At 69.2% G+C, this 22,675-nt stretch carries 16 protein-coding genes and 1 pseudogene; 6 read left to right on the top strand and 11 right to left on the bottom strand.

The window, feature by feature from the left end:
* Window positions 1–892 precede the first annotated feature (892 nt).
* Window positions 893–1,462 carry a methyltransferase domain-containing protein gene (locus tag ACZ6ZQ_RS20500; protein WP_469769939.1) on the top strand — a complete coding sequence of 190 codons (570 nt, stop codon included), beginning with the start codon at window positions 893–895 and terminating at the stop codon, window positions 1,460–1,462.
* On the opposite strand, the gene ACZ6ZQ_RS20495 is transcribed toward ACZ6ZQ_RS20500, so the two are convergent.
* From ACZ6ZQ_RS20495 to ACZ6ZQ_RS20485, 3 genes and pseudogenes are all read right to left on the bottom strand, one after another.
* Window positions 1,432–1,941, bottom strand: coding sequence for a hypothetical protein (locus ACZ6ZQ_RS20495; protein ID WP_469769923.1), 510 nt, complete (start codon window positions 1,939–1,941; stop codon window positions 1,432–1,434). The two genes, ACZ6ZQ_RS20500 and ACZ6ZQ_RS20495, sit on opposite strands and share 31 nt — an antisense overlap.
* Complete coding sequence (locus ACZ6ZQ_RS20490; protein ID WP_469769922.1) at window positions 1,938–3,380, bottom strand: molybdopterin-dependent oxidoreductase; 1,443 nt, start codon at window positions 3,378–3,380, stop codon at window positions 1,938–1,940. Before ACZ6ZQ_RS20490 ends, ACZ6ZQ_RS20495 begins: the two co-directional genes overlap by 4 nt.
* 252 nt (window positions 3,381–3,632) lie before the next feature.
* Window positions 3,633–4,277 (bottom strand): annotated as a pseudogene (locus ACZ6ZQ_RS20485) (DNA repair ATPase); the annotation flags it as partial.
* A gap of 406 nt (window positions 4,278–4,683) precedes the next feature.
* Here ACZ6ZQ_RS20485 and ACZ6ZQ_RS20480 point away from each other — a divergent pair.
* From ACZ6ZQ_RS20480 to ACZ6ZQ_RS20470, 3 genes are all read left to right on the top strand, one after another.
* Complete coding sequence (locus ACZ6ZQ_RS20480) at window positions 4,684–5,001, top strand: hypothetical protein (RefSeq protein ID WP_469769921.1); 318 nt, start codon at window positions 4,684–4,686, stop codon at window positions 4,999–5,001.
* Between the two features lie 399 nt (window positions 5,002–5,400).
* On the top strand, window positions 5,401–7,107 hold the full coding sequence (locus tag ACZ6ZQ_RS20475) for a multicopper oxidase family protein (RefSeq protein WP_469769920.1): 1,707 nt from the start codon (window positions 5,401–5,403) through the stop codon (window positions 7,105–7,107).
* A 402-nt stretch (window positions 7,108–7,509) separates the two neighbouring features.
* Entirely contained in the window at window positions 7,510–8,217 is a 708-nt protein-coding gene (locus tag ACZ6ZQ_RS20470) for a hypothetical protein (RefSeq protein WP_469769919.1), read from the top strand.
* Window positions 8,218–8,513: 296 nt separating this feature from the next.
* Here the strand turns inward: ACZ6ZQ_RS20470 and ACZ6ZQ_RS20465 are convergent, their stop codons facing one another.
* Window positions 8,514–9,230 (bottom strand): DUF4142 domain-containing protein, encoded by a 717-nt coding sequence (locus ACZ6ZQ_RS20465; RefSeq protein WP_469769918.1) that lies wholly within the window; start codon window positions 9,228–9,230, stop codon window positions 8,514–8,516.
* A 109-nt stretch (window positions 9,231–9,339) separates the two neighbouring features.
* Window positions 9,340–9,867: a nitroreductase family deazaflavin-dependent oxidoreductase gene (locus tag ACZ6ZQ_RS20460; protein WP_469769917.1), complete on the bottom strand. Its 528-nt coding sequence runs from the start codon at window positions 9,865–9,867 to the stop codon at window positions 9,340–9,342.
* Between the two features lie 245 nt (window positions 9,868–10,112).
* On the opposite strand from ACZ6ZQ_RS20460, the gene ACZ6ZQ_RS20455 reads away from it, so the two are divergent.
* Complete coding sequence (locus ACZ6ZQ_RS20455; protein WP_469769938.1) at window positions 10,113–11,117, top strand: PP2C family protein-serine/threonine phosphatase; 1,005 nt, start codon at window positions 10,113–10,115, stop codon at window positions 11,115–11,117.
* A gap of 93 nt (window positions 11,118–11,210) precedes the next feature.
* Window positions 11,211–11,711 (top strand): MarR family winged helix-turn-helix transcriptional regulator, encoded by a 501-nt coding sequence (locus tag ACZ6ZQ_RS20450; protein ID WP_469769937.1) that lies wholly within the window; start codon window positions 11,211–11,213, stop codon window positions 11,709–11,711.
* Window positions 11,712–12,596: 885 nt separating this feature from the next.
* On the opposite strand, the gene ACZ6ZQ_RS20445 is transcribed toward ACZ6ZQ_RS20450, so the two are convergent.
* From ACZ6ZQ_RS20445 to ACZ6ZQ_RS20420, 6 genes are all read right to left on the bottom strand, one after another.
* The gene (locus tag ACZ6ZQ_RS20445) at window positions 12,597–13,232 is read right to left on the bottom strand and encodes a hypothetical protein (protein ID WP_469769916.1); all 636 of its coding nucleotides are present in this window, start codon (window positions 13,230–13,232) and stop codon (window positions 12,597–12,599) included.
* A complete protein-coding gene (locus tag ACZ6ZQ_RS20440) occupies window positions 13,229–13,420 on the bottom strand; it encodes a hypothetical protein (RefSeq protein WP_469769915.1) in 192 nt (63 codons plus the stop codon). Before ACZ6ZQ_RS20440 ends, ACZ6ZQ_RS20445 begins: the two co-directional genes overlap by 4 nt.
* A complete protein-coding gene (locus ACZ6ZQ_RS20435) occupies window positions 13,407–14,660 on the bottom strand; it encodes a cation:proton antiporter (RefSeq protein WP_469769914.1) in 1,254 nt (417 codons plus the stop codon). The genes ACZ6ZQ_RS20440 and ACZ6ZQ_RS20435 overlap by 14 nt, the downstream gene beginning before the upstream one ends.
* 218 nt (window positions 14,661–14,878) lie before the next feature.
* Window positions 14,879–19,789 (bottom strand): DNA repair ATPase, encoded by a 4,911-nt coding sequence (locus ACZ6ZQ_RS20430; RefSeq protein ID WP_469769913.1) that lies wholly within the window; start codon window positions 19,787–19,789, stop codon window positions 14,879–14,881.
* Window positions 19,790–19,882: 93 nt separating this feature from the next.
* Window positions 19,883–21,928 carry a flotillin family protein gene (locus ACZ6ZQ_RS20425; RefSeq protein WP_469769912.1) on the bottom strand — a complete coding sequence of 682 codons (2,046 nt, stop codon included), beginning with the start codon at window positions 21,926–21,928 and terminating at the stop codon, window positions 19,883–19,885.
* Between the two features lie 37 nt (window positions 21,929–21,965).
* A complete protein-coding gene (locus ACZ6ZQ_RS20420) occupies window positions 21,966–22,577 on the bottom strand; it encodes a hypothetical protein (protein WP_469769936.1) in 612 nt (203 codons plus the stop codon).
* Between the last annotated feature and the right edge of the window lie 98 nt (window positions 22,578–22,675).

The following is a 22,675-nucleotide window of genomic DNA, read 5'->3' as shown; positions in this document are numbered from 1 at the left end:
CGCGCACGGCAACCGGCGCTCGGAGTGGGACGCCGGGTGCCGCTACGACTTCCCGAACCCCGAGCACCGCTGAAGCGCGTCCCGCGCGCGGACGGAGGTGCGGCTCATACCGGTGACAGGAAACTGGTGCTCCGCACAACCGCCGCCAGAGCCGGAGATGGCCTGCGTAGAGCAGCGGTGTGCCGAACTACGCGTGACAGGCGGTGATGAGCCAGACGGCCGAGTCGTAGAGCACGCCGCTCGCGGTCTGGTGGGCATCGAGACTCGCGCGCAGATCCGCCAGGCCCGGTCCCGGTCGACATTGTCGTGGCCGTCGAGCAGCCAGCCGAGCCGACCGGAGATGAACCCGTACGCCTGCCCGGCATCCGCCCCGAAGTGCATGGGCGCAGAGAGGCCCTCGAATCGCGGTTCGCCGAAGTCGGCCGCCGTCAGCCGGGTCCGTGCTCGTCGGGTCGGACACCGAGAACGGGCCTGGCGCGCCCGGTGGCGGAGACTCGTCCGCCACGGACTGGCCGACCGGCGTCCGCGGACCGGCGCACCGGGCCGGGTCGCGACACTCGCCGAACTCGGTAACTCGGATATACCTGACTGACCGAGCAGGCGGCGCCAACTGCACAGAGCAACCTGCGGATGCCGCGCAGGTCCCCGAACGGCCGTCCATGTCTGGCCGACGACCGTGCCCCCTGAGCATGCTTGTTCTGGCGTGCTGCGGCCCTGCTGTCGTGAGGTGCCCACTGGTCCATGCCGCATCGAACCCCAATCCGGCAAAGGCTGCCAGGTGTCCAGTGTGAGAAGCGCAGCGGCGGATCCGGACGGTTCCCTGGCCGGCTGGACCAGCCGCACCTACGCCGAGGCCCTGCGCTCCGGTCAAGGGAATCTGTCCCTGCGCGACATGAATGGGTGGCTGCTCCCGTTGGACGTCGCGCGGTGGTGTGCCCGTGCCGATGCCTGTGACCTGGTCGTATTGCGGCGGTGCACAGGTCCGGTGCTCGACATCGGCTGTGGGGCGGGAAGGCTGGTGGAAGCACTTACGCAGCGGGGCCGACGCGTACTCGGGATCGACGTCTGCCAGTCGGCTGTCGACTCGACGGTGAGCCGCGGCGGAGCCGCTCTGCGGCGCTCAGTGTTCGACCCTCTCCCGGATGAGGGCCGGTGGGGGACGGCCATGCTCATCGACGGGAACATCGGCATAGGCGGTGACCCGCAGAAACTGCTGGAACGGATCCGGGATCTGGTGCACGACCAGGGCTTCCTTCTTGTCGAAACCGCTTCCGACGACGTCGACGGCAGGTACCGGGTTCGCATCCACGACGGCAACTACGCACTCGATGCGTGCTTTCCCTGGGCCACTGTCGGGACCTCTGCTCTGACCCGGCACGCCCGGGCGGCGGGCTGGAGCGCAGTGGACCGGTGGACCTCTGCCCGAGGGCGTCACTTCGCCGCTTTGCGTGCTGCACCCTGACCGCGGGCAGCCCGCCGTACCCGCCCGGACACCATCCACGTGCGTACGACGAAGCAGAAGGCAGAGGCGGCGAACAGGAGCGCGGTGATCAGCAGCCACCGGCCCAGGAAGACGTCGGCCGGCAGGGCGGTGGCGGCAGTGAAGTGGCTGACCTGGCGGAGGATCAGGGGCCACCAGACCAGCAGCAGGAGGGCAGAGACGAAGGCGGGGACACGGAGGTAGTTCACGCTCATCACCGGCGGCCTCGGGCCTCGGCTGCCCGACCTCTGGACGACGAGCTGCATCGCCCGGTCGGTCACCGAGTACAACGGCAGCAGCACAAGATCGTGGAGGAGTGCTGCTCCGACGAACCAGATGGCCACTCCCAGGCTGTCGCCCTTGAGCAGTCGCACACCGGCGTACAGAGCGAGGGCGAAAGAGCACAGCACGAGAAGCAGGTGAAGCGGCGAGGCGCCGTAGCGCCGGCGGAAGCGGTTCATGCCGGCTCCCCGAAGCTGAGCCGGGTAACCCACTTGGTGTTGTGGACCCCCGGAGCGCCGGGAACCATGATCCGGGCGGGATAGGCGTGGTCGCGCGAGAGAGTGGCACTGTTGACCCCTACCGCAAGCAGTGAGCGCGGGTCCCGGACCTGGTTGTCCCGCAGGACCACCGAACTGAACGATCCGCCGCGCTGCGCGGACTCGACCAGAAGCTGCGGCGGGTCCGTCCCCAGTCCGACAAGGGCGGCGAGGTCGATGAGCCGCACCCCGCTCCACAGCTGATCGGTGGTGGACCAGCCCTCCACGCACTGGATGGGCAACGCGGACTCGGACTGGGGAAGGGCGAGCAGCTGTTCGCGCGTCAGGATGACCTGGCGGCTGCCGTTGCGCACGCTCAGCCGCCAGGCCGGACCGATGTCACTCGCCCGGATCCCGACCGACGCTGCGGTCTTGTTGATCTGGAATCCGTTCGGCCCGGGGCCCGGTTCCTGGCCGTGGGGTGCGAGCAGAGCCGTCTTCCGGAACCGCCCGCCCAAGCTCTGGCCGACTGTCACGACGAGCAACGCTGCGGATCCCAGGCCCACCAGGCCCAGAGCACCACGGCGGGAGATGGTCGGTGCGGACGGGTCGGGTGAGACGAGCCCCATGCTGTCCGCCGCTTCCGGTGCCGTGGCCCCGCCCGTTGCGGCCGTTTTCCCCGCTTTCCCCTCGCCCCGGCGTCCGATCCCTACCGCCTGGAGCGCGCGCCGCAGCCGGAATGTCACGTGCACGACGAACGCGCCGATGAAAACCCAGGCGCCGTAGTAGTGCAGGACGTAGAAGGAGCCGGGAAAGGTGTAGTGCAGCTGGATGTTGAGGATTCCCGTCACGAACTCGAACCCGGCTCCGCCCACCAGGAAGAGCAGCGAGATCCGCTCCAGGCCGTGGCTGACCGAGCGCACGGGAGGCCACTCGAACAACTTGGGGATCACCGACCACAGTTTGGCCAACAGCACGGGGATCAGCACGATACCGAGCGTGACGTGGACGCCCTGAGTGACCCGGTAGAGCCAGTACGGCGAAGTCGGCCACGAGAAGAGATAGAAGCCCAGCAGCCCCTTGTTGGGCGTCTCGTCATTGATCCGCGCGAGATCGGGATTATAGGAGGCGTACGACAGCAAGCCGGTGACGAACAGGATCGTGATCCCGAACAGCAGAATCAGACCGAATACGGCGGTCAGCCACGGCCCCCGCAGCGGACTGCGCCAGAACTCCGGCCGGGACGGACCCGGCGGCGGCTCCGATGGCACAGCGGAGCGAAGCCGGCCCCGTCCTCGAACTCGGGCAGGGGTCGTCGGGCTGCGCGGCACGTCCTGCCCTTCGTCACCGGCCTTCGGCTCCTCGCCCTTCTGGGGAGCGCCGCCAGGCAGGTGCTTGTGTTCGCCCTCGCTGGCGTCCATGAGACCCCTCTGGTTCGCACGGCGTACCCATCGAAAGGTGGGCACGGAGCAGAACCTGCCGCACCGCGAGCCTCCCGGACCGTGTGACACACCGCGACACCCCAGGGGCGGCGATCCGGCCTGGAAGAAACCCCCGAAGGGACCCAACAGTCGCGCCAGGGCGGTTGCCGATCACGATGAACAGGCCCGCGAAGAAGGCGGCCTGGACCATTCGACCGCTCTGACACCCCGCGTCGGCTCACGGGCGCTCAGTCATTTCTTCCGACCCCCACCCCGCGCCGCGTGTCGCCGGTCCGAATTGACGAGCGCGTAGCGGGGATCGGCAGCGCGCACGATCGCCGACTCCACCGCGGCCACCCGGTCGGCGAGCAGGCCCAGGGCGGCGACCGCGCGGGTGAGGGGGTCCCTTCGGGGCCGCCCAGGGCCTGCCGGCGTACGTACGCGGACGTGACCTCTGCCCAGCGGGTGGCCTGGCGGTGGGTGAGGGTGCCGCGCAGCTCCGCAAGCTTGAGGAGGTCCGCCTCGGCGGCCGTGGTGAGGGTCTGGGCCTCGCCCGCGTAGTGGCCGTCGATGACCGCGGCAAGCTCGGCGTCGTTCATGACGGGCACGATGCGCTGGGCGATCTTGTTCATGTTGCGGTACGAGCCTTGGAGCTGGAAAGTCGGCTCGGTGCGGGTGGTGTCGTCCTGGGCGGCGGAGGCGATGTATGCCTCGTTGACCACGAGGACGGTCGCACGTGCGGTGAGCAGATGGCGCAGCACGGCGAGGATCCGGGGCGTAGGGGGCGAGCCGGTCGCGGAGGGCCGTGGGGTCGTCCTCGGCGAGGCGGACCAGCAGGTCGAGGTCGGCGCGGTCACGGGCGGCCAGCGGAGCCAGGACCGGGTTGCCCAAGGCGGCTCCGGCCGAGCCTGGCCAGGGGCGGGAAGGTCTGCTGGGGCGTCGATGCTGACCGTTTCCAACGGCTGCCAGCGAACGTCTCACATTCAGTTGCACGATCGATCCAGACAGGCACCGTCAGGGCACGGGGGCCCAAGACCAGGCTGGGGATGCACGCCTTGGTTAGAACGTCCGGCTGGTACCGAATCAAGCACCGCCTACCGGCGCCATCGGGAGGCTCTTCGCGATCGACGAGCGCTGACAAGCTCGATTTCGTCGTGCTCGTTCCGCATGTGACTGGCCAACCCAGTGGGTCTACGAAGCCGCATCGTGATCCGGGCGATATCTCGCCGGGCTGGCACAACGTGCCCGCCGGTGTGACGGTAACTGGCACTCTCTACCGATATCGAGGTCCATCATGTTCGGCTTGGCCTTTGTCGCCCCCTGGCTGGCTCTTGCCTCCACGCTCTGGGCGATGCTGCCGCTCGTTTGCCCCCGGCGGCGACGGGCGGGCGTCATCATCGCCATCTCGCATCTCATCGTGACGCTGGCGATCACACGGCCCTGGACCGAGGACTGGTACTGGCGCGACGGTGCATGGCTGATTCTTGTCTTCGGGCAGGGCACCTTTATTGCGCTGGGACGGCTGGCCTTCGAACTCAGCCCGCTCGGCGCCCGTCGCCGCCGCGCAGCGCCCGGCCCCCGGGCATCGACTCGGTGGTGGCCCAGCCCCAGCCATGAGTAGGTGTTCTTCAGCCCTGACGCCTCAGTAGGCCGGCGACACGTCTCACGGACCCCGCACGGCTGCTGGATCATTCCTTTGCACCATGCAATCCTTCCGAGGTGCAGGCGGCTCCATTGAGGTGCGGAAAACGCTCGAAGGAGTCGCCCTCACGACCGGCTTCGGACGGGCGCTCGAGCTTCTCCCAGCCAGCCATACGGGGCCGTCCGGAGCCAGGCTCGCATGCTTCAGTGTGCGCGGACGGGAAATGCGCTGCGGGTGTCCGACAGCGGCGCGGGCCCGGGCCCGAGAAGTAGGGCGAGGCTGTGTCCGCACATCGGCTTTGCTCATGTCCCTGCGTCCAGACCCGCCCAGGGCCGGTCCCCCGACCGGGGTGGCGCATGTTCAACCGACAGGAGGGCCATGTACACGCAGGAACACCCGCGTCCGACCTCTCACCCCCGTCGGGCCGTGCTCCGTGCCGGGATTGCTGCCGGGGGATCCGGACTGCTCGCTGCCTGCTCGGGCGGTGCACCCGACATCGGTCGCCGCGAGGGAGCCCCGGGCGCCGCGCCCGCGCGTTCTGCCCTGCCTCCGGACAGCGAGAAGGCGGCGCCTGCTGGGACGCCGAGCCCCGAGCGTCTGACGCGGGGTCTGACCTTCACGGCCACTCCGAGCACGGTCGATCTGGGTGGCGGGCACACCGTCAGGACGTGGACGTACAACGGCCATCTGCCGGGCCAAGAGGTCAGGATCACCGCAGGCGACACGCTCCAGCTGACTCTGAACAACCATCTGCCCGAGGCCACCACAGTCCACTGGCACGGGGTCGCCGTGCGCAACGACATGGACGGCGTGCCGGACGTGACACAGCGGCCGATCCGGGCGGGCACATCGTTCACGTACCGCTTCCACGTCCCGCACGCCGGAACGTACTGGTTCCACCCCCACCTGGGCCTGCAGCTCGACCGCGGGCTCTACGCACCGCTGATCGTGGACGACCCCAACGAGTCCCTCTCCTACGACCGGGAGTGGGTCATCATGCTGGACGACTGGATCGACGGGGTGAACGGCTCGACCCCGCAGGACGTGTTCGCGCAGCTCCGCAAGGGCAAACCCGCGATGGGGCACGGCTCGGGTCACGAGGACGAGCACCACGACGATCGTGGTTGGCGTGAGCGCGGTGACCAGCCCTCCCGGCCCGCGGGAGGTGTGGACGCCGGGTACGGGCCGGCCTGGGCCCAGCCGCCGGGTCTGCGGGGCCGTTCGGCGCCGCCGTACGGCGGTGAGGGCACGTACCAACTGATGAGTGGTGCCGTCAGTGGGCTGCTCGGCGGGCACGCGGGCGATGTCGACTACCCGCACTACTTGGTCAACGGGCGGACTGCGGACGACCCCACGCAGTTCAAGGCCAAGCCGGGTGAACGCATCCGGCTGCGCATCATCAACGCGGCTGCTGAGACGCCGTTCCGGGTGGCGCTCGGAGGCCACCAGCTCACTATCACCCACAGCGACGGCTTCCCCGTACAGCACCAGAGGGTGGACGCGCTGCTCCTGGGCATGGCCGAGCGGTACGACGCGCTTGTCACGGTGAAAGGCGGGGTCTTCCCGTTCACCGCGCTTGCCGAGGGCAAGCGCGGGGCGGCGATGGCCGTCCTACGCGCTGGCAGCGGCGCTGCGCCGAAGCCGTCCGTGCGTCCGGCGGAGCTGTACCGGAACGTGCTGGTGTCGGCCCGGCGGCTGCGCCCGCACGAGTCGGTCGCGATGGACCGGCGCAGACCGGACCGTCAGCTCAAACTCACCCTGACCGGCAGCATGGAGAAATTCGACTGGGGCATCGACCACATTCCGTATTCGCCGGATCGCATTCACAAGATCGAACGCGGTGAGCGGGTGCGCCTGGTGGTCATCAACGCCACGGACATGTGGCACCCCGTCCATCTGCACGGCCACACCTACGGCCTGGCCGGCATTGACTCCCTCGGCGCCCGCAAGGACACGTCCGTGGTGCTGCCGCACCACAAGCTGGTAATGGACTTGGACGCGGACAACCCAGGGCTGTGGATGCTGCATTGTCACAACGTCTACCACTCGGAGTCCGGAATGATGACGACGCTCGGCTACCGGTAGCCACGAGGCTGCCCCCGCGTGGGCCCCGACCGCACAGCACGGCGTCGGCAATCCCATGCGCGCACCTCCCCTGATCGCAGGTGATCCCCCGAGATGACCGGATGGCCTCGCGCGAACGTCAGCTTTCACTGCCTTTCACCGGCAATCTGTCCGCCCCTTTATTGCCTCTGATGCTGCCCCCGGAGTCCATCGGCGACGAGGCATGCTCAGCTCGGGCCACGGTGGCGGGAGTCGGACGCCGGGGCGGATGGTTCGAGTGACCGGGGCGCTGGAGGCGGCCGCGGAAACCGGGACGGCCTGTCCGGCCAGCGACACGCCCGGTTCCGGTGCGTCCGGCGGTACCAGGCAAGAGTCCGGAGGTCGAGCGGATGTACGCCTTGACTTGTTTTGCATAATGCAGAGATGCAGAGCGGGAGGGGCCGGATCCAGTCACGGCATGCGGGGCCGATCAAGGCAGCGCTGTGGGGGCCGGCCGAGTACTTCGGGGGCCCTCCCGGCTGGCTGATAGCGGAGGGACTGGCGGTTGGGCTGGTCGGTGCCGCAGCCGTCGCCGGGCCCGGTATCACCGGGATCCTGACCAGTTCGCCGGCTCTGCGGACGGGAGAAGCTGGTTTGCTCGTCGCTCTGGGGCTCGCGATCTTCCTCGTCGCCATCGGGGCAGGACGGGCACTGATCGGGACGGTGGCCGCGCTGGGGGCCTTTCTGGCACTCCTCGCGCCCCGGGCCACCGCCGAGGCAGTGTTGATCTGGGGCGGCGAGGTGCAGAACGTTGTCGTGACATCGGTCGCGACTCGGGACGACGGATCCTCCGGCAGCAGGCGCTACTGCGCGGTGCGGCAGGCCGACGGCACGCCGATTTCCGTGCGGATCTGGCGAGGATGCGAGAAGACAACAGGTCCTGGTGACCTCATCGGCATGGTGTACGACCCGAAGGGGCGTGTCCCCCCTCGGGGCCTGGAGGCGTCCGGGGATCCCGCACAGCCGCTCACGGAGGCGGCAGGTGTTGCTCTGGGCCTCGTGGCGGCCTGTGTGGTGACGGTCGTGCGCTCCTACCGGCTGACGCCCGACACATGGCAGGCACGCTCGCACGATGCCACGCGATTGGTGTGACGGCCCCGTTGTTCGAGCATGGCAGACACCGTCTTCCCGTGCCGAGGTCGCCTCACGACAGAGTGAGCCACCTCGGACAGGCTTCTCGCCGACCGGAGTCCGCCGGCGAGGAGGGCTCGGGTGATGGGCCGACGTGCCGTGTCGAGCTGCGTCACCGTGCCAGCGCCGAGCTCCCGGGCAGGGGTCGACCATCCGCCGGGCCCTCCTCGCAAAGGAGGATTGCACAGTGCAAAGAAGAGTTCCAGGGTTCGGACTCACTCACCGCAGCTTCCGACCCATAGCCCGGGAGAAATCCCCTACTTCGTCGTCACCGCGGCTTCGACTTCCTGGAAGGTGGTGCTGTCGACGAGCCCCGTGTCCTCCAGAACCTCGAGGTGGTCCAGGACAGTCTGGTTGGCCTGGCGTGCGTGGCGGCGGATGAGGTCGTTCTGGGTGGCCGCCCTGACCTCACCGATCGTGGCGAAGATCTTCCCGTGCGAGGCACGCAGCAGATTGGCGAAGATGCGGTCGAACTCGGCTCCTCGGGCGTTCTCCATCTGCCGGACGAAGTCCTGCTGTTCGGCAGTTGCCTGGTCAGGAAGCTCGACGCCAAGGATCCTGGCATCCTCGCGGACCAGTTGGTCGAGCTTGCTGTGTCCGTCGATCAAGTGCAGTCCGGCGCGCTTGACGGCTTCGCTGGAGGCGTGGGTCTGCGCCAGCCGGCCCGCCGGGATCTCCCACAGTCCGGCCTGCCGCACCTTCACGAGGAAGGTCCTGTCCACGTCCGTCACCGGCTGCGGACCCGACGCTGCCGTCTGCGTACCGGTCTCGTCGGTGCCGGTGTACGCGTCGGAGCCGGCGGAATGGCCACTGCCGTGGCGCGGAACCCCCGCAACCGCCGGACTGGCCGCTGCTTCGCCGTCACCGCCCCGCACCATTATGAGCAAGGTGGTCACGGCGGCGCAGACCGCGACGATGACCGCGATCGCCCGCATCGAGATCCTGGACTGTGCCGCGCGTCGGTTCGGACGCATGATGCCTCCCGGTTCGGCATGGAGAACTCGTCGTTCATGTCGTCGGGAGCTGTCTGCTGGCGGCTGGCACGGCGCGCAGCAAGGAGTACGGATGTGAGCGCTGAGATGTTCAGCGACTCCTGTTACTCAAGGGCTTCGGTGGGGTGGGGCCGGACTCCAGCCGCACGAAGGGGATCTGCTCCCCGGCCCGACGGAAGGCGGCCGAGGTGCCGTCGACGGTGAAGCCCATATAGGTGCACAGACGCCCGGCCATGTACGGGTGGGCCGCTGCGTACCGGGTCATGATGCGTGCGCCTTCCTCTGCCGGGAGGAAGCGTGCCGTGACGGCGTGGTAGCGCCTGCCGACCTGAATGGTGGCCTGAGGGGTCTCGCAGAGGTTCCGGTACCACTGGGCCTGGGGGCCGTATCCGGAGGCCACCGTCCAGGACCGGCCCTGCGGGTCGCGCTCGACGACCTCGATGACCACTCGCCGGGTCACCCCGGAGATGCGTCCCATGTGAATGAGAAGCAGCAGCCGTTTGCCGAAGATCGGTCCCAGGCCGATCCGGTACAGGTGGACGGGAAGCCGGGAGACAAGGCGCCTCCAGCCCGTAGGCGGTTGCGGTCGCCCGTAGGGTTCGGTGCGTTGAGATGCCATGACTCCCCCTGCCCTTGCACGAGATGTTCGGCGGATTTGTCGGCTGCGGTTCGGTAACGGGGCACTACACACGATGCTTCGGCAACCAAAGTTTTGCATAGGCTAAAGCTTGTGGTGGTCTGTGGGCGGTGCCAGGCTGCCGCTCGGAGTCGCCCGCGCCGCTTGTCACGCTGCGGGGAGGGCACGCCTTGGCCGAAGCGACACCGCGACGTCACTCTCTTCTGTCCGTTCTGCCGTACGCCGTCATGACCGTCGTCGCCGTGGCCGACGTCACCGCGGGCCCCTCGGTGGGGTTCCTCCCCCTGGTGTCGCTCGGTCCCGCCTTCGCCGGGCTCGTCGGCGGCTGGCGGCGCACGGCGCTGATCGGCGGGCTCGCACTGGTCCTCTGCCTGGGGTTGGGGATCTACGACGGGCTGTTTGCCGGGCGCCGCGGCTTCACCGCGCTGGCATCGGTGGCGGGTGTGACGGCGGCCGGCTTGTCGGCCGCGGTGATGCGGCAGCGCCGGGAGGCCGAGCTGGCCAGTGTCCGCTCCATCGCGGAAGTCGCCCAGCGGGTGCTGCTGCGGCCGGTGCCGCGCAGGGCCGGACAACTGCGGGCGGCCGTCTCGTACACGTCCGCTGTCACTGAGGCCCGGATCGGCGGGGACCTGTACGAGGTCGTCGCCTCACCAGGCGGCGTACGCGTGATCGTGGGCGATGTCCAGGGCAAGGGCCTGGAGGCGGTCGAGACGGCGGCTGTCGTACTCGGTGCCTTCCGGGAGGCCGCGTATGACGAACCCGATCTGAGCTCCGTGGGCGCACGGCTCGAACGGGTTGCCGACCGGGAGCTGCAGGGCGAGAAGTTCGTCACCGCGGTACTGGCGGAGGTGGGTGACGATCGGAGCGTCACTCTGCTCAACTACGGCCACCCGGCCCCCGCGATCGTGCGTCCCGACGGCACAGTGGACTTCGCCGAGCCCCCGCGCAGCGCGCTCCCTCTCGGCCTCGGAATACACGGCACAAACGGGCCGGAGCCGTACGAGGCGGACTTCACGCCCGGTGACCAACTCCTGCTGTACACCGACGGTGTCACTGAGGCCCGCGACCACACGGACCGCTTCCATCCCCTCGGCGAGCGTGCCGTCCTGCTCGAGGACCCGGACCCCGAGGCGGCTCTCCGGACTCTGCGGGCGGACCTGGTCCAGCACGTCGAGGGGCCGCTGCACGACGATGCGGCCATGCTGCTGCTCCGGTACCACGATCCGACGTAGGTCGTGGCGCTGGTGTACCGGGGTACGGGCCGTGGAGCAGCCGGGGCACGGTAGAAAGGGGGTGTGGCCGAGAGCTCGAAGCCCCCGCGGGGCATAGAAGACGTCGATGCGGTGACCCGCGCGGTGCTGACCGCGTCCCGTCTGCTGGTCGCAGTCTCGGCACGCTCCCTCGCGGCTGTTGAGGACCGTGTGACGCTGCCCCAGTTCCGACTGCTGGTGGTGCTGTCCACCCGTGGTTCGGCCAAGCTGGTGGTGCTCGCCGACCTGCTCAGTGTCAATCCTTCGACCGCGATGCGCATGATCGACCGGCTGATCGCGGCCGGCCTGGCGGACCGGCAGACCAACCCCGACAACCGACGCGAGACCGTACTCAGGCTGACGGACGAGGGGCGCAGGCTGGTGGACGAGGTCACCGCCAGGCGCCGGCAGGAGATCGCGACGATCGTGGAGCGCCTCGCTCCAGAACAGCGCTCGGCTCTGATCGACGCCCTGACCGCATTCACGGAGGCGGGCGGAGAACCGGCGGTCATCAACGGAGACGGTGGTTTGCATCCACTGGGCTGGATCGACGGACCCCTGAATCGGAGAGGGTGAGCTGCCCCATTCGAGTGCGGCGGGCCCGGAACTCCGGAACCGCCGCGGACACGAGGAGACCTGCTCCGCCCCGTCCTCCTGCGTACTGCCCCCGCGAACACCTGCTGGCCACCGCTTCCGTCGGCCGAAGCGTCCCCGGCCGCACGCACAGTTGCGGACTCCACCGCGGCCACCCGGTCCGCGAGTGGGCCGAGAGCGGCGACCGCGCGGGAGAGGGTCCTCCTCGGGACCCCCAATGCCTGGCGGCGCACATATCCGCCGAATCCCTCAGTCGAGTGGGTGGCTCACCTCACTTGCCACGTTCAGGGAGTGTGCCCGCGCTTCGGCTCTGGCCCGAGTCTCTGCCTCGGGTCCAGAAGTGTCATGTGCCTCACCGATCCACCCACACTCGCAGGACGCCATGAAATACGGGGCATGCAAGTGGCGCTTCCGGCGCGGTGGATTCCTGTGCCGCACGAACCAGATGTCCACCCGGCGTTCACACGGAACAGCAACTCCGTCTGCGCGCCGTGGTCCGGCCTGGGTCGGAAGCGCTCCCGCGTGGAGCCGGCGCGGATCGGACTTGAGGCATGCATGGGCCTTCCATCCGTACACGAGCAGGAGAGCGCAGAAGACCCATGACAGCAATACTCCGGCGTAGGAGCCGTATTCCAGGGTCCTCGCGGTGGCGCGCGCCAGTCGGGGGACCGTGTTGACCACGACGACCGCATAGAGCACCAGCCCGGCCGCACCCATCAGCCGGACAGGGCCGCGCCGCCCGCGAAGCCAGGGCAGCTGCCGGCCGAGGCTCTGGGCGATGGCCATAGGGAGCCAGAGCACTGTGAAGGCAGTCAGGAAGGCCCAGTTCAGGTACGGGTTCACACGCACTCCTCGCTCTTGGGCCGCTCACCGGTGGAGGAGATCCGACACGGCGTACAGCACGATTGCCGTGGGGAGTGCCCACCGGACGAACGGTGTGCCGGTCAGGGCTTTCCCCGCCTGTGCACGGGGGCGCAGAGCAGGGTGCTGTGCCAGCACTGTCAGGGTGTCGGCCGCCGAGGTTCCGGTGCTGTTCTGGCGAGCGATGCGGCACGCCCACGGGGGCATGAACAGGCCGGCCATGGCATCCACGCCGGGACCGAAGAACTCCAGAAGGCCGTCGTGGCGGAATTCAACTCGGCGGATCACCGACCACGGCACGAACTTCACCGTCCACATCCTGCGCATGTGGACCCCGTCCTGGTCGGCGGTGATGCGCCAGAGACCGAGCCGGCAGCACAGCCACGCGGCAACCAGGGAGGTCCACACGGCGAAGAACAAGTCACCGGGCTGGGGGTCGGTCAGGCTTGCTCCGGCCGGACGGTCGGACAGTGCCGCGAACGCGGCGCATGCGACGGCAGCAACTCGACCCGGCCATCGGGCCTGCCAGACGAGCGGGAGGGACGGCGCCTCCATGACCACCGCCAGCGCGTCCTGACACAGGCGCCGCTCGCGGCCTCGCGCCTTGCGGCGGGGCTCCTGCTCGCTCCGCTCCGTCCTCACTTCTGCCTCCGGTTGAAGAAGCGCAGCATCGCCGCACACAGCAGAAGCAGCACTCCGACGCCCAGCACGGGGACGCCGGGTCCAGGCAGCACGTACATCACGGCACCCGCCCCGCCGAGCGCAGCACCGGCTGCGGAGAGCGACCGCACCGCACGTCGCCTGGACCGGTCGAGGTCACGCCCGTACATCTACGTCCTCTTTGCTGCCGGTCTCCGGTCGCTCCGCCGATACCGAGTCCTGGGAAGCCGGGATACCGGCGAGGTCATCGACGTGGAAGATCCGGGCGATCGGGACGTCCGTGCTGCTGTGGGCGACGATCGAGAAGGCGATGCACACGGCGATGAGGGTGTACGCCTGCTCTCCTTGTGGGATCCCGGACTGGAGCACGAGCAGTCCGTACACGACCGAGGCAAAGCACTTCGGGCCGAACCACGCCGCCACGAGCTTTTCACGGCGGTCGAAGCTTGTTCCGTGGAGCGAGATCAGCATCGACGCCGGTCGGATGAGCACGATGGCCAGGATCACCGCGACGTATCCGCCGAAGGACAGGTCTGCGAACAGTTGCGGTGTCAGCAGCGCTCCGAAGACCAACAGGGCGGCGAACTTGGCCAGCTCCGCAAGTGCCTCGCCCAGCGGTTCGAAAGCGGTCTTGGCCTCCGGGGACACTGCGGTGACGACGGCGCCCGCGGAGAAGGCCGCGAGGTAGGGGTTGGCATGCGTCAGGTGGCACAGGGCGTAGAGGATGACCCCTGCCGCCAGTGGTAGCAATGGCTGCAGCTTGGGTTCCGCGCCCAGCAGCCGGAAGCGTACGAGCCCGCTGACAATCAGGGGCAGCAGAACGCCGAACGCCAGGCCCAGTCCGAGCTCCAGGCCGATCATGGCGAACGATGCCTCGGCGTGGCCGCCGGCCGGGCCTGCCGCAGCGATGAGGATCAGGACGATCGGAAGCGCCAGACCGTCGTTGACCCCGCTCTCCACGTTCAGCAGCTGGCGCAGCTTCGCAGGAACCTCCTTGCGCCCCACGATCGCCGAGGCGAACACCGGGTCGGTCGGGGCCAGCACCGCCCCGACGAGGAAGGAAATGGTCCAGTTCAGGCCGACCAGGTAGTGGGTGACCAGTGCCATGCCGACGAAGGCGAGCGGCATGCCGAGGCCCAGAGCGCGAGCGGGGTTCTGCCAGTTGGCACGCAGCTTGGTGAACGAGACGTGCATGCCGTCGGTGAACAGCACGGCGAACAGAGCCAGATCGGCGGTGACCGCGACGATCTCGCTGTCCGCACTGATGTGGATCAGCCCGAGGAAGCCGTCGCTGACGAGCGCGCCTCCGGCGAGGAACAGGAGCGATGTCGACAGTACGGTCCGGGCTGCGAGGCCGGAGAGCAGAACCGCGATGAGCAGAGCGGCACCGAAGACGGCGACCAGCACCATGAGTGGAACCCCCGATCGGCAAAGACAGCTGTCCTCTGTTCGCCGACCAGGCTTCCCGGCACTCCGCAGCAGACTTTATACGTCTCTTACGCTCTTCTGACAGACCCTTGACGGGCACGGGAGAGTGCCGGAGGTTGCCGGTCGTCGGCAACATCGTTCGTGCATGAGACGCGCCGTGAACAATGCCCGGCGCGGTGCTGGCGGTTCGCTCCAGTCGCTCAGGAAGGTCTCCCCTCGCCTGTGTCCCGTGCGGTATGGCGCGCGTGTGAGTGGGCGCGCGCAGGGTGCGGATCGGCTGCCCGGACGATCGCTGACTCCACTGCCGCAATCCTGTCCGCGAGGAGGCCGAGGGCGGCGATCGCACGCGTGAGGGGGTCCGCGTCCGGGCCGCCCATCACTTGGCGGCGTGCGTATGTGGAGGTGATCTCGGCCCAACGGGCGGCCTCGGCCGGGGTGAGGGTGCCGCGGAGCTCCGCGAGCTTGAGGAGGTTCGCCTCGGCGGCGCTGGTGAGGGTCTGGGCCTCGCCGGTGTAGTGGTCATCGATGACCGAAGCGAGTTCGGCGTCGTCCATGACGGGCACGATGCGCTGGGCGATCTTGTTCATGTTGCGGTACGAGCCCTGGAGCTGGAAAGGCGGCTCGGTGCGGGTGGTGTCGTCCTGGGCGGCGGAGGCGATGTACGCGTCATTGACGGCGAGGACGGTCCTACGGACGGTCAGCAGGTGGCGCAGGACTGCGAGAACGCGGTCGAGCTCGGCAGCGACGTAGGGGTGGATGAGCTGGTCGCGTCGGGCCGTGGGGTCGTCCTCGGCGAGGCGGAGCAGCAGCTCGAGGTCCGCGCGGTCGCGTGTGGCGAGCGGCGCGAGGACCGGGTTCGAGGTCAGGGCGTTCTCGACGAAGCTGAGGGCGAAGGCTTGCTCCTTGCCGGTCAGGACGTCGCCGAGGTTCCAGACGTCGGCGCGGTTGGCGAGCATGTCGGGGATGCGGAAGCGCTGCCCGGACTCGGTGTAGGGGTTGCCTGCCATGCACACGGCGAACCGCTTCCCCCGCAGGTCATGGCCGTTCAGGGTGCGAGTCGCGTCGCACAGCGGGATGAACTTCTGCAGCAGTTCGGGAGAGGTGTGCTGGATGTCGTCCAGGTACAGCAGGACGTTGTTGCCCGCCGCGAGCGCAAAGTTGATCTTCTCGATCTCCCGGCGGGCGGTGGCGTTCGGGGCCTCGGCCGGATCGAGCGACGTCGTCGCGTGGCCGAGCGCCGGACCGTCGACCTTGACCAGGAGCAGGCCGAGGCGGTCCGCGACGTACTCCATGAGGGTCGTCTTGCCGTAGCCGGGCGGGGAGAGGAGGAGCAGCATGCCGTTGTTGTCGGTCCGCCTGCTGTCCCCCGCGGCGCCGAGCTGTTTGGCAAGGTTGTCCCCGATGAGAGGGAGGTAGACCTCGTCGACGAGCCGGTTGCGTACGAACGAGGACATGACCCGGGGGCGGTACTCGTCCAGGCGAAGCCTGGTGTGCTCTGCGGCGACGAGGGTGCCGCGCAGCCGCTGGTACGCACGGAAGCCGGGCACCACCCGGTCGGCGAAGTCCGCCGTCCCGACGAGGAATTCGTCCAAGCGGAGGGGGAGGTTGCTCCGGGTGATGCGCGGGTGCGTACCGAGCAGGCCGCTGACGGTACTGACCAGCGGGGCTTCGACATCGCGGCGTGGGAGGTCGGGGCAGAGCTCGATGGCGACGGCCTCGGCGAGGTCGCCTGCGTCGACGTCCTCCCCGCAGGCATCGGCGTACGACCTGAGCCAGCCTTCGACGAGCCGGTGAGCGGCGGCCGGGTTGTTGTCCTCGACGTGTGTGCGTACGTCTTCGTCGTACGGGGAGGAGCCGACGGCACGGCGGAACTTGTCGAGCAGGGTGCGGGCCGTGGTGCCGGTGGCGAAGGATTCCCCGGTGGCGAGTTCCTCGACCAGGTATTCCGCGGCGACCGCGTGGCGGTGTGATCGCAGGCGGGGCAGTCCGGATGCGAAGGCGGCCATGGCGTCGGCGAGTTCGGTGCGCAGCGCGTCGAGACCGGATGCCGTCCCGAAGGTCTCGCGTGCCCGTACCAGCGATACGGCGTGGCGGGCCCATGTCTCGCGTGCCGACGGCGTCGTTCCGTACGTCCAGAAGAGCTGGGCCGCGGCGCGGGCGGCGGCCGGGTAGCGCAGCAGCCCGGCTTCCTCGCGCAGCCGTAGCACGGCTGCGAGGATGACGGCCGTGTCGTGGTCGTGGATGCCGCGCTCGTACCCCTCGTCGTACGCCGATTCGGCAGCCTCACGGGCGAGGGCGGGAAGATCGGTTCCGGCGAGCGTTTCGGCGCCGTGCTCGGCCAGCAGCCTGGCGGCGAGGTGTTCGGCCCGGTAGACCTCGCTGTTCTCGGACGGGAAGAGCTGGCCCCAGTAGGGACGGGTGTTCTGGAAATCCGGGGCTGTGACGGGCGAGCGGTAGTCGGTGCCGGTCAGGGCGAAGGCCATGCCGTCCTCGTGCGGGACGAGGGTGAGTTCGGTGGCCTGTGTGCTTACGGTGAAGCGGTGACGACCGAGTCTGATCGTTTCGCCGCCGTCCGCGTACAGCTCGGTACGGTCGCGCAGCGCCCGGCCGGCCTCCTGGCGTGCTGCCTTCAGTCTGCCCTCGAGCTCCTCCGCGTGTACCTGGTCGCCGAGTGCACGGAGCTCTCCGGCGGTGCGGCGGACCTTGGCGGTCATCGGGTCGGAGGCGAAGTACGTGTTGACCGCGTCCAGGGTGTCCAGGGAGGACGCCCGTCGGGCGACCGTCTCCAGAACCCTTGTCGCCGACGCCGCCAGCCGTTCGGCCCGCCGGGCACGGGTGTCCTGGAGCGTCTGCCTGCGGGTGGAGAACGCTTCGTAGACCTCGGTGCGCTTGTCCGCGATGTCGGTGAGGAAGTCGTCGTGGTCGGCGAAGCGCGACTCCAGGTTCTCCAGTTGGAGCAGCAGCCGGGCGAGCTGCGCGTCGCAGCTCTCCGGGGAGTCGGCGGCGGCCAGCGCGCCGGTGACCGACTGGCCCAGCAGCGCGAATTCGGCGGCGAACTCGGCCCGGCCCTCGTGTTCGAGCAGGTCCTGGCGTCGGCCGGCCAGGGTGGCGCGGGCGCGGTTGACGCCGGCGAGTACCTCGGCAATCCGTCCCAGGATGGAGGTGCGCGCGGTGGCGTCGCCGATCTCCAGGCCCGCGACAACCTCGGTGAGCGACTGCAGACCGGAGGCCTGCTCGTCCAGCCGCTGGTTGACCGGCCCTGCCTCGGCAGCAGTCGTGATCGCCTCGGCGTCGGCGGTCAGCCTCTCGATCTCCGCGTCGTAACCGTTGAAGGAGTCCTCGCGCTGCAGGAAGGCGACGGCGCGCTGCGCCGCGGAGGCGACGTCGGCCTCCACATCCGCCGCGAGGTCGTCGATGCGCTCGGTGTCGGCGTACCGCATCTCCTTCAGCGTCAGCAGGTGCCCGTGCGCCTGGCGCAGTTCGGTGATGCGCGCGACCCATTCCCCGGCACTCGCGGGGGCCTCGCCGCGGATGCGCCGGACCAGGCGGGCGATGCGCCCGGCGGACTCGGCGAGAGCGTCGGCCGCCTTCCGCGTCAGCTCCTGCACGCCCCGGAACTCGTCCAGCACCTGCTCGGCAGTGACGCGTACCTCGTCCAGCGGGGTCCGCAGATCACCCGTCTCCGGGTCACCCAGCCAGTGGTGGGCGTCGGCGGTACGGGTGCATGCGGCGACGAGTGCCTCGTACGTTTCGGCGGTCGCGGCTGTCTCGGCGACCTGCCGGGCGACGGCCAGGCAGTCGGACAGGCCGCGGACCAGGTCGGCGTTGCCGATTCTGGCGAGCGGCCCGGAGCCGACCGGAGCTGCGGCGGCGTACGTGTCGGATGCGTACGGGCTCCGCCACACCTGCACGACGTGCACGTGGGCCGGGCCCTCGGAGGCGGGTGTGCGCAGGAGGACGAGTGTGCCGTCGTCGAGGAGGGCGTACCCCTGGCAGGAGAGGGGGCTGGCGATCTCCTTTCGGATCTGGTTGTAGGAGAGGAGCAGACGGCGGCCGTCGAGGCGGGAGTGAAAGGCGTACAGCACGTCCTCGCCGTTGGGGGAGTGCAGAACGCGCTCGAACTCCAGGTCTTCCACAGCATCGGTGTTGAACGTCTTCACGGTGCCGGTGGCCAGGCAGTATCCGCCGGGGAAGACGATGCCCTGGTCATCGGGCAGCCGAAGGCAGGACTGACCGATGCCGTCGAGCCTGACGACGGACTTGGTGAGGGTGTTGAACACCAGATGGCGCTCGGCGTCCTCCTTGTAGGGGCGGACGCGCAGCAGGATCAGCGCGCCTGCGCGGGCGTACGCGACCTCCGCGTCGGCGAGCGACTGCAGCGGCTCGTCGACGGGCTCGCTGTATACGCCCTGGTCGGACTCCGTGTCGTCCTCGGTCTTGACGGTCAGGCTGCCACCGACCGTCGTGACGAAGACGTCGCCGTCGGCCACGGAGATGTGCGGATGCCGCCCGAGAACGTGATCGTCGCGGGTGGTCTCCACCCAGGCCACGTCATGTGCGGGCGGAAACACGTGGTTGCGCTCCCCGCGCGCGTCCAGGAACCGCGCCCGCCCGTCCGCGGTGAGCTCCCAGCGCAGGACGCGGATGTCCTCGACCTTCTTTCCGGTCCGGAAGACGGCCAGCAATCTGCCGTCGACCACGCGCAGCCGGTGCAGTTGTGCGTCCTGGAAGTAGCGGCACAGGGCACCGAATTCCCGTACGAAGTCGGCGTCGTCGAGAAGACCGGGGCAGGCGTCCTCCGCCAGCCGGTTCAGATCACCGTCGTACAGCGAGAAGACGTCACCGACCGTGGTGCGGGCGGTCAGGGCCGTGGAGGTGTTGTGGCCGAGGAGGAGCCTGTCATCGACGGCGACGATGTCGCGTGCCACGCAGGCTCTGTCGGTGCTGATGCGCTCGGTGCCGGCCAGGGCGAGCTCGCCGGCTCCGAACTCCGCTGTGCGGGCCGAGTTGAGCGCCTTGGCGCGCCGGGCGAGCTCGGTGGCCTGCCTGCCGAGCCGGTCGCGCAGCACCTCGTACGTTCCGGCGTCCATGCCACCCCCGCCGTTGTCCATCCCGTTCACGCTCCCTCGTACGTGTGGTTGAGGTTCCGGAGCCGCTGACCCCCGTCCGGCGGCTCCGGAACCGGACCGCTCCCCCCGGGGCTGTCAGCTCTTCGCGGTGCCGTTCAGCGCGGTGAGCGGGGTGTCGGCGAGGCCGAGTTCGCCCGCCCTGTCGAGCAGCTGGCTCAGCTGAGCCGTGGGTGCCCCGCCCGTCTTCATGAGCTGCATCAGCAGCGCGGACACGGTGAGGTTCTGCACGTCCGCGGTGGAGACCGCGCCCAGCATCTTCGTGAGGTCGTCGGTGAAGGACGCGGAGCCGTCCAGCCACGGTCCGGCGAGGGCCTGCGCGGTCTGCGAGTGCTCGACGAAGCCGTCGACGCTCTTGCCGAGGGAGATGGACTGCACGAGCCGGTCGAAGAAGACGGACTCGCCGCCGACGATGTTGATGTCGGCGTTCTCCAGGCCGGTGGCGAGCACGGTGGCCTGCGCTTCAGCGACCTGGCGCTGTACGTCGAGCCCGGCGAGCCGGACGGCCTTCTCCGCCTCCAGGCGCAGCCGGAATTCCTCGTGGGTGCGGGACGCCTCGTCCAGGGCAGCCATCGCGGCCGCCTTGTCGGTCAGGCCTGCGGCTTCGGCCTTGAGCTTCTCGCCGATGGCGGTGGCCTCGGCGAGGGCCTTCTCGCGGGTGCCTGCCGCCTCGGCGCGCAGCCGGGCCTCCGTTGCCCCGGCCTCCGCGCGGCCGGCCTTCTCGATGGCGTCGGCTTCCTTCTCGCGTACGGCGACGGCGGCCAGGCCCTCGGCCGCGGCCTCGGCCTGGATGCCTTCGGCGAGCCGGATCTTGGCGCGGGCGTCCATGTCGGCGGCCTTGTTGCGAGCCTCGGCGAGCGTGAGCTCCTCCGCCGCCCGGTGGACCGCGGCCTGTTCGGCGGCCTCCGCCGCCTTGATGTCCTTGACCAGCTTCTCCTGCGCCTCGGCCTCGGCGGCGATGACGACGGCCTGCCGGTTGCGTTCGGCCTCCTCGACCGCCCGCAGCTTCTTGATGGACTCCTCCTGCTCGGCGACCGTCCGGTCCACCGCGACCCGCTCGCGGATGACCTCGGCGATCTCCCGTCGCTCGGCCTCGACCTCCTTCTCGGCCGAGATCCGCGTCAGTTCGGTCTCCCGGTCCCGGGCGATGACCTCCAGCAGCCGGTCCTTCTCTATGCGCTCGTTCTCGATGGCGATGACCCGCTCGCGGTTCTTCTGCGCGACGGCGACCTCGCGGGCCTGGTTCTCACGCTGGACGCCGAGCTGTTCCTCGGTCCTCAGGAAGGCACTCTGCGCACGCAGCCGCTCCTCCTCCGCCACCCGTGCGGTCTCGGCCTCCTCGCGGGCCCGGACGGTCTCGATCTCCCGCCGCTGCTTGATCTCGGCGTCCGCCTGACGGCGCTCCAGCTCCAGGATCGCCTCGCGCGCATCGACGTTCTGGCGGGTGATCTCCTTCTCCTCGTGGCGCTGGTACTCGTTGGTGCGGACGTGCTCGACCGCCGTCAGCTCGGTGATCTTGCGGATGCCCTGGGCGTCGAGGATGTTCGAGGCGTCCAGCTGCGCGAGCGGGGTCTGCTCCAGGTAGTCGATCGCCGCGTCCTCCAGGCTGTAGCCGTTCAGATCGGTGCCGATGACCTGGATGATGCGGTCCCGGAACTCGTCGCGCTTGGTGTAGAGGTCGGTGAAGTCGAGCTGTTTGCCGACGGTCTTGAGGGCCTCGGAGAACTTGGCGTTGAACAGGTCCTGCAGGGTCTCCTTGTCGCTGGCGCGCGCGGTGCCGATGGCCTGGGCGACCTTGATGACGTCCTCGACGGTCTTGTTGACCCGTACGAAGAACGAGATCCGGATGTCGGCGCGGATGTTGTCCTTGCAGATCAGCCCGTCCCGGCCGGTCCGGCTGATGTCGATGGTCTTCACCGAGATGTCCATGACCTCGGCCTTGTGGAGCACGGGCAGGACGACCTGCCCGGTGAACGTGACGTCCACCTTCCGCATCTTCGACACGATCAGCGCCTTTCCCTGCTCCACCTTGCGGAACAGCCGGCTGATCACGAAGAGCATGGCGATGGCGATGAGCAGGACAACGGCGATGAGCACACCGATGCCCAGAGTGATGGCATCCATGAGAAGTCCTCGGGTGAGAGGTGGGAACGAGCGGGGCTCAGGCAGCGGCACGAGGGTCGAGCGCCGCGTCGTAGGGCGCGACCCAGAAGAACTCGCCGGCGTCGTCGTACGCGTACAGCAGCCCCGTGCTGCCGAGCGCCAGGGCGTCGCTGCCGCTCTGGCGGACCTGGACGACGGCCGTGGAGCCGTCCCGCGCGACGACCTCCGCCTGACCGAAGCCCGCGTCCACCCGCCCCGTGCGGATGGTGCAGGTCAGCCCCACGAAGTCCTGCCGGGACGGCCCGGGTTCATCGGGGAACAACTTCGCCAGCGGCCGTACGAGCAGCCGCGTCACCCGCCAGGCGACGAAGAGCGAGGCGAACAGCAGCACCGCGCCGAGCAGATGGAACGCGACGCCGGACACACCCGTGCGAGCCAGCACGATGGAGCCGGTGAGACTGCAGAACCAGCCCAGGGCGATCAGCAGCGAGACCGACACGGCGACCGGCACTCCCCCGAGATGCAGCGCGTCGGTGTCCACGTCGGAGTCGAACGCGTCGGAGTCGGCGGCACCCAGCAGCACGAGCAGCCAGAAGGCGATGACGACCACGAGCGCGGACGTGAACAGCACCGCGGGGAATCCGGCAGCGGTCTCCAGGAACTCGACCATCGTCATCCCCCCTCGTGACTGGACCGAGGCCACGTGACGGCATCGGAACGGCCACAGCTTCTTTCCGGCTTCCGGCAGGTAGCTGTCCGCTCTCGTCC

The sequence above is a fragment of the Streptomyces sp. NPDC053673 genome (assembly GCF_055585225.1).
This window is presented reverse-complemented; position numbering and strand designations above follow the sequence as displayed.